Annotated in this window: 17 protein-coding genes; 7 read left to right on the forward strand and 10 right to left on the reverse strand. The window is 55.9% G+C overall.

All coding sequences use genetic code 11. The features are described from left to right. Positions 1-16 precede the first annotated feature (16 nt). On the forward strand, positions 17-568 hold the full coding sequence (locus K5845_RS03530) for an RNA methyltransferase (protein ID WP_244465010.1): 552 nt from the start codon (positions 17-19) through the stop codon (positions 566-568). 68 nt (positions 569-636) lie between these two features. After that, positions 637-1,155 (forward strand): invasion associated locus B family protein, encoded by a 519-nt coding sequence (locus K5845_RS03535; protein WP_090227065.1) that lies wholly within the window; start codon positions 637-639, stop codon positions 1,153-1,155. 105 nt (positions 1,156-1,260) lie between these two features. Here K5845_RS03535 and K5845_RS03540 read toward each other — a convergent pair whose 3' ends face one another. The 4 genes from K5845_RS03540 to K5845_RS03555 all read right to left on the reverse strand — a co-directional run bounded on the left by K5845_RS03540 (position 1,261) and on the right by K5845_RS03555 (position 4,291). After that, positions 1,261-1,551, reverse strand: coding sequence for a TFIIB-type zinc ribbon-containing protein (locus tag K5845_RS03540; RefSeq protein WP_046477159.1), 291 nt, complete (start codon positions 1,549-1,551; stop codon positions 1,261-1,263). Between the two features lie 92 nt (positions 1,552-1,643). Then, positions 1,644-2,291, reverse strand: coding sequence for a Smr/MutS family protein (locus K5845_RS03545; protein ID WP_287958394.1), 648 nt, complete (start codon positions 2,289-2,291; stop codon positions 1,644-1,646). Next, positions 2,292-3,443, reverse strand: coding sequence for a murein transglycosylase A (mltA, locus tag K5845_RS03550; RefSeq protein WP_287958395.1), 1,152 nt, complete (start codon positions 3,441-3,443; stop codon positions 2,292-2,294). A gap of 101 nt (positions 3,444-3,544) precedes the next feature. Then, positions 3,545-4,291: a Tim44/TimA family putative adaptor protein gene (locus tag K5845_RS03555; protein WP_046477150.1), complete on the reverse strand. Its 747-nt coding sequence runs from the start codon at positions 4,289-4,291 to the stop codon at positions 3,545-3,547. Between the two features lie 249 nt (positions 4,292-4,540). Here K5845_RS03555 and K5845_RS03560 point away from each other — a divergent pair, with 249 nt between their 5' ends. After that, the gene (locus K5845_RS03560; RefSeq protein WP_046477148.1) at positions 4,541-5,065 is read left to right on the forward strand and encodes an FxsA family protein; all 525 of its coding nucleotides are present in this window, start codon (positions 4,541-4,543) and stop codon (positions 5,063-5,065) included. A gap of 144 nt (positions 5,066-5,209) precedes the next feature. Continuing rightward, positions 5,210-5,728 carry a protein-export chaperone SecB gene (gene secB / locus K5845_RS03565; protein WP_052743710.1) on the forward strand — a complete coding sequence of 173 codons (519 nt, stop codon included), beginning with the start codon at positions 5,210-5,212 and terminating at the stop codon, positions 5,726-5,728. Between the two features lie 19 nt (positions 5,729-5,747). On the opposite strand, the gene dnaQ is transcribed toward secB, so the two are convergent. From dnaQ to K5845_RS03590, 5 genes are read right to left on the reverse strand one after another with little or no spacing between them, the layout of a single operon-like run. After that, complete coding sequence (gene dnaQ, locus K5845_RS03570; RefSeq protein WP_090227074.1) at positions 5,748-6,467, reverse strand: DNA polymerase III subunit epsilon; 720 nt, start codon at positions 6,465-6,467, stop codon at positions 5,748-5,750. 46 nt (positions 6,468-6,513) lie between these two features. Next, complete coding sequence (gene coaE / locus K5845_RS03575) at positions 6,514-7,143, reverse strand: dephospho-CoA kinase (RefSeq protein ID WP_090227077.1); 630 nt, start codon at positions 7,141-7,143, stop codon at positions 6,514-6,516. Continuing rightward, positions 7,143-7,973, reverse strand: coding sequence for a shikimate dehydrogenase (locus K5845_RS03580; RefSeq protein WP_287958396.1), 831 nt, complete (start codon positions 7,971-7,973; stop codon positions 7,143-7,145). The genes coaE and K5845_RS03580 overlap by 1 nt, the downstream gene beginning before the upstream one ends. A gap of 53 nt (positions 7,974-8,026) precedes the next feature. Beyond that, on the reverse strand, positions 8,027-8,638 hold the full coding sequence (locus tag K5845_RS03585) for a Maf family nucleotide pyrophosphatase (protein ID WP_287958397.1): 612 nt from the start codon (positions 8,636-8,638) through the stop codon (positions 8,027-8,029). After that, positions 8,631-9,485, reverse strand: coding sequence for a pyruvate, water dikinase regulatory protein (locus K5845_RS03590; RefSeq protein WP_046479983.1), 855 nt, complete (start codon positions 9,483-9,485; stop codon positions 8,631-8,633). Before K5845_RS03590 ends, K5845_RS03585 begins: the two co-directional genes overlap by 8 nt. A 414-nt stretch (positions 9,486-9,899) precedes the next feature. On the opposite strand from K5845_RS03590, the gene hemE reads away from it, so the two are divergent. The 3 genes from hemE (at position 9,900) to rho (ending at position 13,013) form a co-directional block, all read left to right on the forward strand. Then, positions 9,900-10,961: a uroporphyrinogen decarboxylase gene (gene hemE, locus K5845_RS03595; RefSeq protein ID WP_287958398.1), complete on the forward strand. Its 1,062-nt coding sequence runs from the start codon at positions 9,900-9,902 to the stop codon at positions 10,959-10,961. Then, entirely contained in the window at positions 10,961-11,497 is a 537-nt protein-coding gene (hemJ, locus tag K5845_RS03600; protein WP_287958399.1) for a protoporphyrinogen oxidase HemJ, read from the forward strand. Before hemE ends, hemJ begins: the two co-directional genes overlap by 1 nt. Before the next feature lie 250 nt (positions 11,498-11,747). Next, positions 11,748-13,013 (forward strand): transcription termination factor Rho, encoded by a 1,266-nt coding sequence (rho, locus tag K5845_RS03605; protein ID WP_046477132.1) that lies wholly within the window; start codon positions 11,748-11,750, stop codon positions 13,011-13,013. Positions 13,014-13,136: 123 nt separating this feature from the next. On the opposite strand, the gene K5845_RS03610 is transcribed toward rho, so the two are convergent. Then, positions 13,137-15,164, reverse strand: a complete 2,028-nt coding sequence (locus tag K5845_RS03610; RefSeq protein ID WP_287958400.1) for a thioredoxin domain-containing protein — start codon at positions 15,162-15,164, stop codon at positions 13,137-13,139. Positions 15,165-15,181 lie beyond the last annotated feature (17 nt).

Consider the following 15,181-nt stretch of genomic DNA (forward strand, 5'->3'; position numbering starts at 1 on the left):
ATCGCAAGAGAAAACCATGACATCAAACTGGCCGCCGACGCCACGCGGCTATTTCGCGATCGGTGCTGAGCGTATGTCGAAAGCTCTCAATCTCGGCAACTTGATGCGTTCCGCGCACGGATTTGGAGCGAGCTTCACCTTTACGGTGGGCGCCACCTATCAGGCTCTCGAGGCGCGCGCAGACACCTCGAAGGGCCAAGCGCACCTGCCACACTACAATTGGCGCAGTCTCGATGAAATGGCATTGCCCTCGGGCTGCAAACTTGTCGGAGTCGAATTGCTCGATGACGCCATCGACCTGCCCAGCTTTCGACATCCAATGCAGGCTGCCTACGTTCTTGGCCCGGAAATGGGTTCACTCTCTCCCCAACTCCTGGAAAGATGCGACTACGTCGTCAAGATCCCGACGCGGTTCTGTGTCAATGTCGCAATGGCCGGTGCGATTGTGATGTATGATCGCGTTAGGTGTTTGGCGCGGTTCGCAGATCGGCCGCTGAGTGAGGGAGGGCCAGACAGCGCGAGCGTTGCAAATTTGCAAGGGCGCTGCTCCAATCCGGTACGAGGGTGACAAGACCCGCCTATTTTTTCTATATGGGTTGGGTGGGGAATTAAATGCAGAGGACGCTGATCAGACTCATGTTTTTACCAGACAGCAGATGGACTGTTTCGCCCGCCATTGCCGTGGCGATTTTAGTTGCCGCCACTAGTGCCGCGTCCGCCGCCAATCTGGTGAAGACTTTTAGAGATTGGAGCCTATTCTCTCACGAAGAGGCCCAGAAGAAAATTTGCTTCGCCGCGTCACAACCCAAGGAAAGCTCACCGGTCGATTCCAAGCGGGACGCTGTGTTCTTTTACATATCCGCCTGGCCCAAGGACGGTGTGAAGTCAGAAGTCAGTATCCGACTCGGTTATCCGATCAAGAAGGGTAGCACTGTCACGGTCGATATCGGTGGTGCCAAGTTCGATCTATTTGCAAAGGATGACAAAGCGTTTGTCGCTGATCCGACGCAAGAATTGAAACTCATCGACGCGATGAAGCGCGGCACCATCATGAAAGTTGAGGCGACGTCCGAGAAGGGAACAGCGACTGCCGACAACTATTCCCTTATGGGCATTTCAAATGCGCTTCAGGGTCTTGCTTCCGAATGCCCATAAGGGGCTAACTTAGCAGCCTTGCTTGCGCCAGCACGTTGAGGCGACCTCAAATTTCAAAGCCACGGAGTTCGGACGAGTCCGCTCCGTGGCTTTTTCAATCCTCGCTTAGAAATCGAAAATCTCACTCAATATGGATGACTTCTTCTTCTTGCCGTAGTGCCGGTCACCGGAGTCATAGTGCCGATCGTCCCGGCGTTCCTCGCGATACCTATCGCCGTCCCTATGCCGTGGCTCCGTGACCTGCTTCACAAGCTGTTCCCCTTCGCCCGAACGTTCGATAATTTTGTCGAGCTCTCCACGGTCCAGCCACACGCCCCGGCATTTTGGGCAGTAGTCCACCTCGATGCCTTGGCGCTCTGTCATTTTGAGTTCGGTATCATCGATCGGGCACTTCATAGGGCAACTTCTCCTTTTGATGCGTTGGTCCTATGTGGGCAGCGTTCCTCACACTTCAAGTTTGTAAGAGGCGATTGAATCCAAACACCCAGTCATCGCCTTTTCGCGCGCAACTGGACGTACAGTGCGCCTTCGCCTCCGTGAGAAAGCGACGCGGTCGTATAACTGACAACCAGGGATCGCATGTCGGGCTCAGACAGCCATCGAGGCACGTTTCTTTTGAGCACGCCGCGTTCTGGCGTATTCCAGTGGGTAATGTCCCGATCATCACGTTCAGAACTGCCCCCCTTACCTGTAATGACGAGTACCCAGCGCAAACCGCGTGCATGCGACCCGAGCAAGAACGCGCGCAAAGCCGAGTGGGCTTCGTGCTGCCTCATACCGTGCAAATCAATGCGTGCTTCGATCTCTGTTCGCCCTGAGCGAATACGACGCGCGGCACGCTGATCAAATTGAGCGAGGTGTGGGGTTTTAGATGGGGGCGTTGGCGAGGGACGATGTAATTTGTTGGGGTGAGGGGCTTTTTTAATCTGCGTGCGATCTAACTTGACATCTGCCGGGCTGTTCTCCGCTTGAGCAGATGCCGTGCTTGAGCGAAGTTCGACGCTCGTCCCGAAGATCACCCTCGACTTCTTCCCGGTGCGTAAGGGATCAAGACGCTCGGTCGTGTGACGCCAAAGCGCTATATCCTCTTCAGAAAGAAGCTTGTTCTTGTCGGATCGTAACCGGCGCTTTGTCATTCAAGGTGTCGCGTTCGTTTCAGACGTGCTCCTTGCGGCTCTCGGCCCGTTGGGCAGCAGTACGATAAATCGGCCCTCGTGCTTGGTCTGACCCGCCCGTTGGCCCGCTTGCAATCCTGTTCCGAAGAACAGGTCGCCGCGTTCAGGACCTTTGATGGCCGAGCCGACGTCCTGAGCGATCATGAGACGGTTAAAGCCGGTTGAAGAGTCGTCCGCATGTGTTAGCCGAGGTGCTCGGACAAAAATCGGCGTACCGATCTCATGAAACGCCGTGTCGACTGCAATGCTGCGGCCCGGACTAAGCGCAATACCGTCAACGCCGAGAGTGGCGGATTCCGAGACTGGCCCCAGCTCCTTGAAGAACACATAAGATTCGTTCTTCCACATAACATCCCGGGCGCGGATCGGATCGGCCTTCAACCAATCAATCAACGCCTGGAGCGTCATGTCCTCACTTGGGAAGAGGCCGTTGTCGATGAGAAAGCGGCCAATCGACGTGTAGTCGAAACCGTTTTTACCAGCATAGGTAAGGCGGACAGTGCTGCCATCCTCGAATCGGATCAGTCCGGATCCCTGCACCTGCATGAAAAACAGGTCGATGGGATCTTCGACATACAGCAACTCGAGACCCTGCGCCTCCAACGCGCCTTGATCGATTTCCGCGCGCGTAAAGTAGGGCTTGAGACCTTCAGCAGTCCGACGTGCGTGAGTTCGTTCACCGGCGCGGGCTCCGCGCTCCGCCTCATCAATGAGATTTACAAGGTCATCAGGACGGGCGTAGACCGGAACGAAAAATTTATCGGATCGTCGACGGGCGCCGGAGAGCTCAGGCTCATAGTAGCCCGTCAGGATTCCTGGCGCACCTTCGTAACTCAGACGGTAGGGTGTGAAGTTTTCTTCGAAGAATTGACGCGCAACATCCCCTGATACGCTCCCCTGATTTACCCGACTTAGCTCACAGGCCCGGCGGCAAGCTTTGAGCAAAGCTTCTGAAGGCTGCGGACGGCTGTTCGTTGAAGTGGCGGTGGCGCGTTCGATTACGCGGGGGGCTGATTTACAGAATGCAACGAAGGCCGCAGCATGGTCGTCGCCTGCCCAGCCTTCAAGTTCTGCAAAAGTCTCAGGTTCGAACGAAATACGCGGAGCACCCATCTGCCATTACCCTTTTTTGAAAGGGTTCTGAAGAGCGCATTCTACGATCCGTATCGCGGTCGTCTCTTGATTCACGTGAAAATTATGCCGCGTCACAAGCTTTAATTTGAAGCCTGAGTTGCGACCAATTTCCAGTTCGGGTTCGCACGTGCACGTGCTGAAGAAATGTCCCGACTGAACGTCCAGATATCGGTGACGTCCTTAACGCGCCGATCATCACCGCTGATGATCGCCCCGGCGCGATCACGAGTCGCAGAAATAAGCTGGCTCACAAACCGTACCGTAATGTTGGCCGCGCCATTACGCACTTCTGCCTCAACGATATCGGCCTTCTCAATGCCAACGAAGCTTTGGTCGACCTGTTCACCACGGCTTTCGCGATCCGCAATAGCTGCGACAAAACCATCGTATACGTCCGGATCGAGAAGATCCTTCAGCATGCGGCGATTGCCTTCAGCAAACGCTACTACGATCATTTCGTAAGCTGATTTAGCGCCCTGCAAGAACTGCTGTGGGTCGAAATCGGAGTCCTGCTTCAGAATCTCTAGCAGCCCTTGCTGCAGGGACTGATCGCTATCGGGATAAGAGCTGCGGATCTTCGCCTCAACCTCGGCGACCGCGTTTCGGCCATCGCCTTCAGCAGGCTGATAGGTCTCAGCGTCTTCACGCCGCGGTAGTGTTACGACTTTATCGGAAGCGGCGGCAGCTTCGCGATGCTCAGCGCGGATTCTCTCGATGCGGTTTTCTTCATCGCCTGTGCGACGTCCGAGAACACTGCGCAACTTAAGAATCGCAACGACCGCGATAATCAGCGAAATAAGCGTGATAGGATCAATCTCGCCAAACATGTGTCTTTAGCTTTCCAGGCGGCGGTTGGGATCAAGTGACCTAGGGATATGTGGGGCTGCGCCAACGCTCTGGCTAGTCGTTCGCCGCAACCTAGCCGGCGACCCGCTTAACGCGCCGTTCAATCTGGGTTGGTATCCCTGTCAACTTAGGGCACAAAGATGGCGAAGCCAACTGCATTGACGTCAGAATTATCTGGTTTGCGGTAAAGGCTCACAAACAACATCGACCAAAACTGTTGGCCGCGGTACATGTTTTCACCTTCACGCTTCATCCTTTTGCTCATTTTCATTGCGATTCCGCTAATCGAGATCGCGGTGTTAATCAAGGTTGGGCAGCTTATCGGTGTCTTGCCGACCGTTATGATCGTGATCGGTACGGCTATTCTAGGCTTCGCTGTTTTGCGTCAACAGAGTCTCGGCGTGCTCATGCGCGCCAACGACGCACTTGCGGCAGGACGCACACCCATCGAGCCGGTTATCGACGGGGCTTTTTTGCTCATCGCGAGTTTCTTGCTAATCAGCCCTGGTCTTGTCGCAGATGCGATCGGCCTCGTGTTGCTTGTACCGTTTTTGCGGCGGCTTATCGCGCGGGCGATAATTGGAAAGATGGTGAAATCGGGCAATCTGCACGTCATGGTTTTTGGCGAGCGTCCGCCTCCGGACACAGCGGATGAGCCTGATAGCTCTCGCGCACGTTCGGGGGATGGCGTTGTCATAGAAGGCGAATTCAAACGCCTCGACGATAACGATTCCGACCCAAAATCTAAAACGTGAGAGCGCCGCGTTTGTGCCTTAACACAAGATCGTGCATTAGGCGGTGTGTTGTGCGATTGCGGCATATGGGCAGCCTGTGTTAGCCACCTCTGCCAGCCGCTCGACGGTGCACTTCAATCTCATCGTGAATGAATCGAGACAATTATGACGGATTCCACAAACGGTAAGTCCCAGGATGCTGCACCTGCGGAACAAAAGGGGACTGCGGGCGTCCAAATTCAAGTCGCTGCCCAATACATCAAGGATCTCTCCTTCGAGAACCCAAATATTGAAAAGCTCATTGATGGGCCCGGTGAGAGCCCGAATATGCAGCTTGAGGTGAACGTCAACGCCAAGCGTGTCAGCGACGAGCTCTACGAGAGCGCCATCGACTTCAAAGCACTCGCCACCAACAAGATGGGTACCATCTACCAGTTGGAAATTGTTTACGCGGGGCTGTTCCGCCTAAAGAACATTCCGAACGAGGCCCTCGAGCCATTCTTGCTTATCAATTGCCCGACGCTGATCTTCCCGTTCCTTCGTCGAACCGTAGCTGATCTGACGCGGGAAGGTGGCTTTCCGCCGCTGTTGCTCGACCCGATCGATTTCGCAAGCCTCTTTATGCGGCGCAAGCAGGAAGCCGGTGCCAAAGAAGAAGGCGGCGCTGTGAAGGGTCATGCTTGATCTGGGGCTGACAGCCCCCTCAAGTCTCGGTCTGGCCATTGAGATAGCGGCGCCATAGCGCCGTTTCTCCCAGGCTTTCTATGAACGAGCGATGCGCCGCCACGTCGTCGGCAGTCAGCCGCGATGGTAAAGGGGCTGGACGCTTGGCGGCTACAACGGCTCCGCCGCTCGCGGCTGAAGCCGACGCGCCATTGGCATTGCTGCGGCCAAGTTGCAGATTAGCCTGCCGTTCACCAAGTAACTCGACATAGACCTCTGCCAGCAGGAGCGAGTCCATAAGCGCGCCGTGTTTCGTGCGCTTGGAGTTGTCGATGCCATAACGCTTACAGAGCGCGTCAAGATTGTGAACGCCACCTGGGTGTTTGCGACGCGACAGGGCCAACGTGTCAACTACACGGTCGTGGCTGATCCGCGGCTTCGCCAATCGCTCGAGCTCCATATTCAGGAAGCCGATGTCGAAGGTGGCGTTGTGGATGACAAGCACATCGTTGCCAATGAAGTCGATGAACTCATCGGCAACAGCAGCAAATAGGGGCTTGTCGGCCAGGAACGCCGTCGATAGACCGTGCACAGCCTCTGCTTCTGCTGGAACGTCCCGCTCAGGGTTTATGAAGCAATGGAATTCGCGCCCTGTAGGTATGCGATTGAGAAGTTCGATACAGCCAATTTCGATTATGCGATCACCACGCGCGTGGTCGAGACCCGTCGTTTCGGTATCGAGAACGATTTCGCGTTGCATTGGTTGAAGTCCCCCGCAGTCCGACCATTACAGACCAGACTAACGTTCACGACCAATGGCGGTGATAAGCCTGGTGCGCGTAGGTTCGCCCCTTATCCTCACGCAACTTCTGGACAATAGCATCGACGGCCGACTGAGCGCTCTCTATTGGACCGTTCGTATCCACAACGAAATCGGCGCGTTTTCGTTTTTCCGCGTCAGGCACCTGACGGCTTAAAATCTGTTCCAGCTTTTCGATGGACATACCGGACCGATCCAATACGCGCTTTCGTTGTGTGTCGGGCTCCGCGCTTACAACAACGACAACATCGACCATGTTGTCAGCACCGGTTTCGATCAGGAGCGGAATCTCGAGGACGGCAAGTTCGGCACCAGCCTGCACCTGATCGCGCAGAAATTGTCGTTCCACCTCGCGAACCATCGGGTGGACAATATCTTCGAGCTGGCGGAACTTTTCTGGGGCCTCAAGCAAAGCGGCAGCGAGTTTCTGACGATCCACAACGCCGTTTTCCGTTGTTCCAGGGAAAGCTCTTTCTATCGATGGTGCAGCAGGACCCCGATAGAGTTCGTGCACAGCGGCATCCGCGTCGAACACGGCGACGCCGTTGTGTCGAAAACGTTCGGCGGCTGTGGACTTTCCCATTCCGATAGAGCCTGTCAGTCCGATGATCAGCATCAGGGCCCTACCAAATCCGCGATGATCCGGGCGCGCAAATCATCGGTGACTTCAGGGCGAACGCCAAACCAGCGCTCAAACCCTGGCACGGCTTGATGCAAGAGCATTCCCAACCCATCAACGGCCGTCAGCCCGTGTTCGCGCGCAGTTTTCAAAAGTCCGGTTTCCAACGGTACGTAGACGATATCGGCGACGACGCAGCTCTTTGCGGCCGACTTGAAATCGAGGCCCAGATCTCCCTCACCCTTCATACCGATTGTGGTCGTGTTGACGATCAAGCGCGCCCACGCAGGAGCATCAACGCGTGCATCCCATTCCCGGGCTTCGACGGATGATCCGAAATCGCGTGCTAGCGCCTTCGCCCGTTCCGCTGTGCGGTTAAAGACGACGATGTGGTCAACGCCCGCCTCCTGCAAGCCGTGGACGATGGCGCGCGCGGCACCACCGGCGCCGAGGATTACTGCCGGTCCAGAGCCCTTCTGCCAATCGGGCGCCGACTGCGCGAGATGAGTCATGAAGCCGTAGGTGTCGGTGTTCTCAGCACACACCTGCCCATTCTCCAGCCAGACCGTATTGGCGGCCCCGACCGCATCAGCGGATGGCAGGCGCCGGTCGGCTGCCTTGTAGGCAATCTCTTTCAGTGGAACAGTGACGTTGCAGCCGGCAAAACCGTTGTCTGCCAGTCCCGACAGAAATGCTGCAGCCTCATCGGGGTGAACAGCGACCTTCGTGTACTCTCCCGAGACGCCATACTTATTTAGCCAGTAACCGTGGATTAGCGGAGACCGAGAGTGTTCTATTGGCCAACCGATGACACAGGCTCGCTTCATACGTCTGCAGCCGCGATCATCGCTGCCCTCCCCAACTGTCTTGTTGTTCCGTTTCAGCTCGTCAGGACGTCACGCTGACGGAGCTCCGCAAGAAGCGGAAGAAGTGGCAACCCGAGGATGGTGAAGTAATCGCCATCAATCTTTTCGAATAACTGGATGCCCTGGCCTTCGAGCTGATAACCGCCGACGGAGTGGCACACAGCTTCTCCCGCCTTCACGAGGTACTCCGAGAGAAACGTGGTCGAGAAGTTGCGCATCGTCATATCCGCTGTTTCGACGTGCGCCCAGGTTACTTCGCCATTCTCAGCAAGGACGACGGCCGAGTGAAGCTGGTGTGTTCGACCACGCAATTTCTTTAAACACTCGCGCGCGTCCTCCAAATCGGCTGGCTTGCTGAAGATTTCCGGTCCTAAGGCCAGGACTTGGTCTGCAGCGATAACCAAGCTGTCGGGGTTGGCAGCGGAGACAGCCTCGCCTTTGACACGCGCGAGGACATCCGCGACGTCGACGGGGTCGATTTCCGGATTGTCGCTCGTCAGGGTTTCCCTGACGGCCGTTTCATCGATATCCGCCGGGATAACCGTGAAAGCTACGCCTGCTGATTTGAGCAACGAGTAACGCGCGCGACTTCCGGACGCGAGTATGAGTTGCGATGTTTCAAGCATCGCCGGTCTCCTTCTTTGCCCAGCCGGTACGGCGGTCGTGCAATAGCTTGATGATGGTCGCGGCCGTTTCTTCAATAGAGCGGCGGGTGACATCAATCACGGGCCAGCCATGCTTGGCACAAATTCGGCGTGAATGCGCAATCTCAGCCAAGATCATATCGCGATCGACATAGTCGCCCAGGTCACGATCAGCTAGCAGCATTGCCCGGTTCCGTCTCACCTCTGAGATCCTATCAGCTTGCGCGACAAGGCAAACGACGAGAGCGGTATGCGGTTCACTTAATACCGCGGGCAGAGGAATCGAGGGCACAATCGGCACGTTTGCAGTCTTGTAGCCACGTTGGGCCAGATAAATGCTCGTCGGTGTTTTTGAGGTCCGTGAGATGCCAAGGACAATGACGTCGGCCTGATTGATATCCGCGGGCAATTGGCCGTCATCATGCGCCATCGTGAAGTTAAGGGCGTCGATCCGCCGAAAATAATCGGCATCAAGCACATGCTGACCGGCAACGGTTGGAGTTGTCGGCGCGCCAAGGTAGGATTCGAAGACCTGCATGATGGGCTGCAATACCGCCAAGCAGGGCAGTTTCAGCTTCTTGCAGTGTTCCTCAAGGATGACCCCGAGGTCCTGATTGACCACGGTGTAGAGCACGATGCCCGGGGCCTGCTCGATCTCTTGCAACGTACGCTGAAGCTGGCGCTGGGTACGAACGAGCGGATGCACGTGCTCGATCGGCCGGACCTGGGCGTACTGGACCGCAGCAGCTTTAGCGATGGTCGTCAGTGTTTCACCAGTTGCATCTGATACGAGATGCAGGTGGTAGTAGCTCGGAGTCACGTTTGCCATATGTGGAAAAGCGTTGAACAGAAATAGCGGTCCTGGCGGGCCTATCGTGGACTCCAGAATAACCGGCGTATTGTCCACGACGATACCCACAATCGATGTGGAGCTCAGCGACTTTTCGACAACGCGCCGAAATACCCACCGTCTCCCATGCCTTTCATGGATATCCCAACCCTATTCACAGGCTTTGCCTAGTGGGCGGTCAAGGATGAGTATTCTTAAATAATTGACAATCAATGAGGTTTCTTCCTCTAGTGCCCATTGGCACGTGACGTGACCAGATGTTGCGGTCAACATCGTACATGGTCGAGCTATCTTGCGCTTCTTGTGGGAAACCTGGGATATCCCCGATATCCGCATTCCTAAGAGTCAAAATAGAAACCTTCAAAAATTGATTTAGAATCTGAAGGGAGAAGCATGTCTGTTCAAACCCTGGCAGCTCGCGCCAGTTTACGACGGTTTTTGAAACCGTTCGTTGGCGAGGCGGTGTCCCCCCCTCCCATCTGGTTGATGCGTCAGGCAGGACGGTACTTGCCAGAATATCGGGCGACGCGTTCTCAAGCAGGAGGCTTTCTGGATCTTTGTTACTCGCCAAAGCTCGCTTGCGAAGTGACATTGCAGCCCATTCGCCGATATGGTTTCGATGCAGCGATTTTGTTTTCGGACATTCTCGTCGTTCCCGATGCACTCGGGCAGCAGGTTTCGTTTGTTGAAGGCGAAGGTCCGCGGCTTGATCCGATCACAGATGCGGCTGGACTGACTAAGCTTGATCCTGCGAAAACGGCTGGGAAGTTCGCGATCGTTTGGGAAACCGTTCAGAGGTTGCGTCGGGATTTGCCCTCCGAAACGGCATTGATTGGTTTTTGCGGTGCGCCGTGGACGGTGGCGACCTACATGGTCGGAGGGCGAGGCTCGGTTGACCAAGCCGCGACCCGGTCACTGGCCTATCAACAGCCAGCGTTATTCGGTGAATTGATCAATATTCTCATTGATTCATCAGTTACTTATCTGTCCGGCCAGGTGAAATCCGGGGCAGATGTTCTACAGATTTTCGACAGTTGGGCGGGGAGTCTTCCCGATGACGAGTTCCAGCGTTGGGTCGTTGTGCCGACTCAGGCTATCGTCGCCAAACTTCGTCAGTTGCACCCGGATGTTCCGATCATCGGATTTCCGCGCGGTGCTGATGTGGCCAGCGCTAACTTCGTGGAGAAAACCCAGGTGAACGGCCTTAGCTGCAACACGTCGATGCCGTTGGCGCATATGGCCCGACTTGCAGCGGAAACTAATGCGGTCGTACAGGGCAATCTGGATCCGTTGCTGCTGGTAGCCGGCGGATCGGCGCTTGAGGCACGCGTTGCGGAGACACTCTCGGTTATGCGGGGTAAACGGTTCATCTTCAACCTTGGGCATGGAATCGTGCCGCAAACGCCGCCGGAGCATGTGGCGCGTCTCGTCGAACTGGTGCGACAGGCTGCGTGATGACGGACAATTCAGCGTCAAAAGGGAACGGGGATCCCGGTATCCGAGCAGGGATTGCGTTAGGCGTAACCGTTCTGGCCACGGCTGCAGCAATGCTTCTTCTTGGTGACGCAGCTTACGATTGGGTCAAGGCCGTCCACGTGATGGCTGTGATTTCCTGGATGGCCGGGATGCTCTATTTGCCGCGTCTCTTTGTTTATCATGCAGAAACAGAGATCGGGACACAGCAATCCGAGACCTTCAAGGTTATGGAGCGCCGATTACTAACGCTGATCATTAATCCCGCGATGATTATTACGTGGATTCTTGGGTTATGGTTGGCGTGGCAGGGTGGCTGGTATATGGCGCCTTGGTTTCACGTCAAATTTGCGCTCGTTTTTGTTCTCTCAGGGGTGCACGGCTATTTGTCATCGGCTTTACGCGCGTTTGCGGAAGATCGTAACGAGCGTTGTGCCCGCCACTGGCGGATCATGAATGAGGTGCCGGCGCTGTTGATGGTCGGCATTGTCATCATGGTTATTGTCAAGCCATTTTGAGAGTGGAGATGCAGTTTGGCCCTATGCGGGGCCGTTCAAGTCTGTTATAAAAACGCGCATCCCATATTTTCAGGGCCTTCAAGGCCCGGGTATGAGTTGATCCCGTTATTCTCCATGACCCGATCAACACGCGGCGCGAACGTGGTTTGCGCGCTCCAATGACCCATCCCACCTGCCAATATAGCTCGGCTTTATTTCCTTCTCCTACCTCTCCGTTATGCCGATGCTAGTCTCGGAGTCTTTTCCCCCAATGGAACAAATGAAACTTGAGGATCTGAAGCTCAAGTCACCACCGGAACTGTTAAGTTTCGCCGAAGAAATGGGCGTTGAAAACGCCAGCACCATGCGCAAGCAGGAGCTGATGTTCGCGACGCTGAAGCAGCTTGCGGCCCAAGACATCGAGATCATGGGGACGGGGGTTGTGGAGGTTCTTCCGGATGGCTTTGGCTTCCTCCGCTCACCAGACGCGAACTATCTGCCTGGTCCCGATGACATCTATATATCTCCGTCTCAGATCCGGCGCTTTGCGCTGCGAACCGGCGATACAGTCGAAGGCCAGATCCGCAGTCCGAAGGAAGGGGAGCGCTACTTTGCTCTTCTGAAAGTTGCGAAGATCAATTTTGAAGAGCCTGAAGCGACCAAACATAAGATCCACTTCGATAACCTGACGCCTCTTTATCCAACGTCCTGGTTGAAGATGGAAATCGAAGATCCGACGATTAAGGATCTTTCGGCACGTGTGATCGATATCGTCTCGCCCCTCGGTAAGGGCCAGCGCGCTCTTATTGTAGCGCCGCCTCGTACCGGTAAGACGGTTCTGCTGCAGAACATCGCGCATTCGATCACCACCAATCATCCCGAATGCTATCTGATCGTTTTGTTGATCGACGAGCGTCCGGAAGAAGTCACGGACATGCAGCGCTCTGTGAAAGGTGAGGTTATTTCCTCGACCTTCGATGAGCCGCCGTCACGGCACGTCCAAGTCTCTGAAATGGTTATTGAAAAGGCTAAACGTCTCGTTGAGCATAAGCGGGACGTGGTGATTCTTCTGGACTCCATCACCCGCCTGGGCCGCGCCTATAACACGGTCGTTCCTTCATCGGGCAAGGTGCTGACCGGCGGCGTCGATTCTAACGCGCTGCAACGTCCGAAGCGGTTCTTCGGTGCCGCCCGTAATATCGAAGAGGGCGGATCGCTTACGATTATTGCGACAGCGCTGATCGATACCGGTTCGCGCATGGACGAAGTTATCTTCGAAGAATTCAAGGGCACAGGTAACTCGGAAATCATTCTCGACCGCAAGGTTTCCGACAAACGTGTCTTCCCTGCGATCGACGTTGCTCGCTCCGGTACGCGTAAGGAAGATCTCCTCATCGCGAAGGATCAGCTCAAAAAGGTCTACGTCCTGCGTCGTATCCTCAACCCCATGGGTACCATGGATGCGATCGAGTTCCTTATCGATAAACTCAAGCAGACGAAGACCAATGGTGACTTCTTCAATTCTATGAACACTTGAAGTCTTCCAAGATTCACGCGACTCAGGAGTCAAGTTGTAAGGACTCCGGTTTCACGTGAAACGACTTGGTTTAGACTCGGTGTCCACAGAATTTCATCTTTCGATACTCTCCAGCGCGCCCCGTCATCCGACGGCGGCGCGCTGTTGTTTCAGAAGCCCGAGAAATTCTTCCGGATCGGTCAGGGGTGCGGAGCACTGAGGACCGATGCACGCGTAGGCCGTTGGCTGTCTGTCACGTGCGGCTTTGCCCATGACTGATGGTGACGTGGATGTTGGTTCCACATCGTTGATGATGTGCTCAAGGGCGCCAGGAAGGGAGACGCTGTGGAGGGCTTTCGCCATTGGCCCGTCCGGTGTCTCTGCCGCGATTACGACCTGCTGCGGGTTGATGACATCCAGCGCGGCAGCCAGCAGGCCGGTGTGTCCGACCAAGTTCTGATGCATGTCGGTGGAGAAGCTCTCAAGTATCATCGCGGCCTGTTCACGATAGCGATCATCACCGGTGAGCATGCTGAGGTGCATAAGGTTTGAGACCTGAATGCCGTTGGCGTTCGGCATCGCGTCGTCGGTGCCGCCGGACAGGCGTACAAGAACGTCATCAGTGTCATCCGCTGTGGTCGCATATCGGGATTCAGCGGGCAGCCAGTAGTGCTGGTGCAGTGTGTCGGTCCAGGTTTGTGCGGCCTCGAGGTATTTCGGCGCATTGGTGGCCTGGAACAGACGGAGAGCGCCCCAGACCATGTTGGCGTAGTCGCTTGCGGTCGCCGTCGCACCAAGCTTTCCGTCGCGATAAGAGTGGCGCAGCCGGCCATCCGGAGCCATCTTCGTCGAGATGAATTCGAAGGCTGTTTCAGCGGTCGTGAGCCAATCGGGACGTGCGAATACCTGCGCCGCGCGGGCGAGTGCCGCGATCATTAAGCCGTTCCAGTCCGCAAGTACCTTGTCGTCCCAACCTGGCCGGATGCGGCCGACGCGATGCGCTAATAGTTTCTCGCGCATGGCGGCAAGACGTGCCTCTTCGTCGTCGCTGAGATCGTCGAGGCGCTTGAGACGGTTGAGGATGTTGTGGCCTTCCCAGTTGCCGTCGCACGAAACGTCGTAGGTCGCGCAGAAGACAGCGGCGTCCTCGGGGCCGAGCACGGACTGAATCTCATCAGCAGACCAGACGTAAAATTTGCCTTCCTCGCCTTCGGAATCGGCGTCGAGAGAAGCAGCGAAACCGCCACCTTCCGCGATCATCTCGCGCTGGAGCCATGTGATGGTTTCTTCAATGCGCCGCTTAAACAGCGGGCGTCCCGTTTCGCGGAAGCACTCCGTCAGTTCGTCTACAAGCAACGCATTGTCGTAGAGCATCTTCTCGAAATGCGGAGCGAGCCAGCGCTCGTCTACTGAGTAGCGGGAGAACCCGCCGCCGAGATGATCGTAGATGCCGCCTTGGCAAATATGGACGAGCGTGTTTTCGACGGCCTTTGCGGCTGTTTCGTTGCCGTAGCGGATTGCGCCACGCCAGAGCAGCCAAAAGATGCTCCATTGCGGGAATTTGGGGGCACCTGTGAGACCGCCGTTCAAAGGATCAACAGCTCCCACAAGACGAGATGTCAGTTCGTTGATGAGCTGGTCTCCAACGATCATTGCCTGGCCTTGGGCTGGCGGCGCGCGTAGTGCGTTGGTTATGATGTCGGCGTTGTGCGTAACCTTCTCCGGTTCCTGGTGATAGATGCGGGAGATGTTGTGCAGCACGTCTACGAATGCAGGTCGGCCGTAGCCACGTGTTTTTGGAAAGTATGTTCCGCCGAAGAAGGGCCGTGCATTGGTGTCCAAGAACATCGTCAGTGGCCAACCGCCCTGTTCGCCGAGATGATGGAGCGCGGACATGTAGATGGCGTCGATGTCGGGACGTTCCTCACGGTCGAGCTTGATATTCACAAACAGCTCGTTCATGACCGCAGCGGTTTCGTCATCTTCGAAGCTCTCGTGGGCCATCACATGGCACCAGTGACATGCGGCATATCCGACGGAGAGCAGGATTGGTTTTCCCGTTGCTTTGGCTTCCGCCAACGCTTCAGGTCCCCACGCCCACCAATGCACAGGGTTATCCTTGTGCTGGAGGAGGTATGGGCTGGTTTCGTCTGCCAGGCGGTTGCGGCTCATGATGGGACCTCGGAATT

Origin of the sequence: Filomicrobium sp. (assembly GCF_025698805.1) — a bacterium.
GTDB classification, from domain to species: Bacteria; Pseudomonadota; Alphaproteobacteria; order Rhizobiales; family Hyphomicrobiaceae; genus Filomicrobium; species Filomicrobium insigne.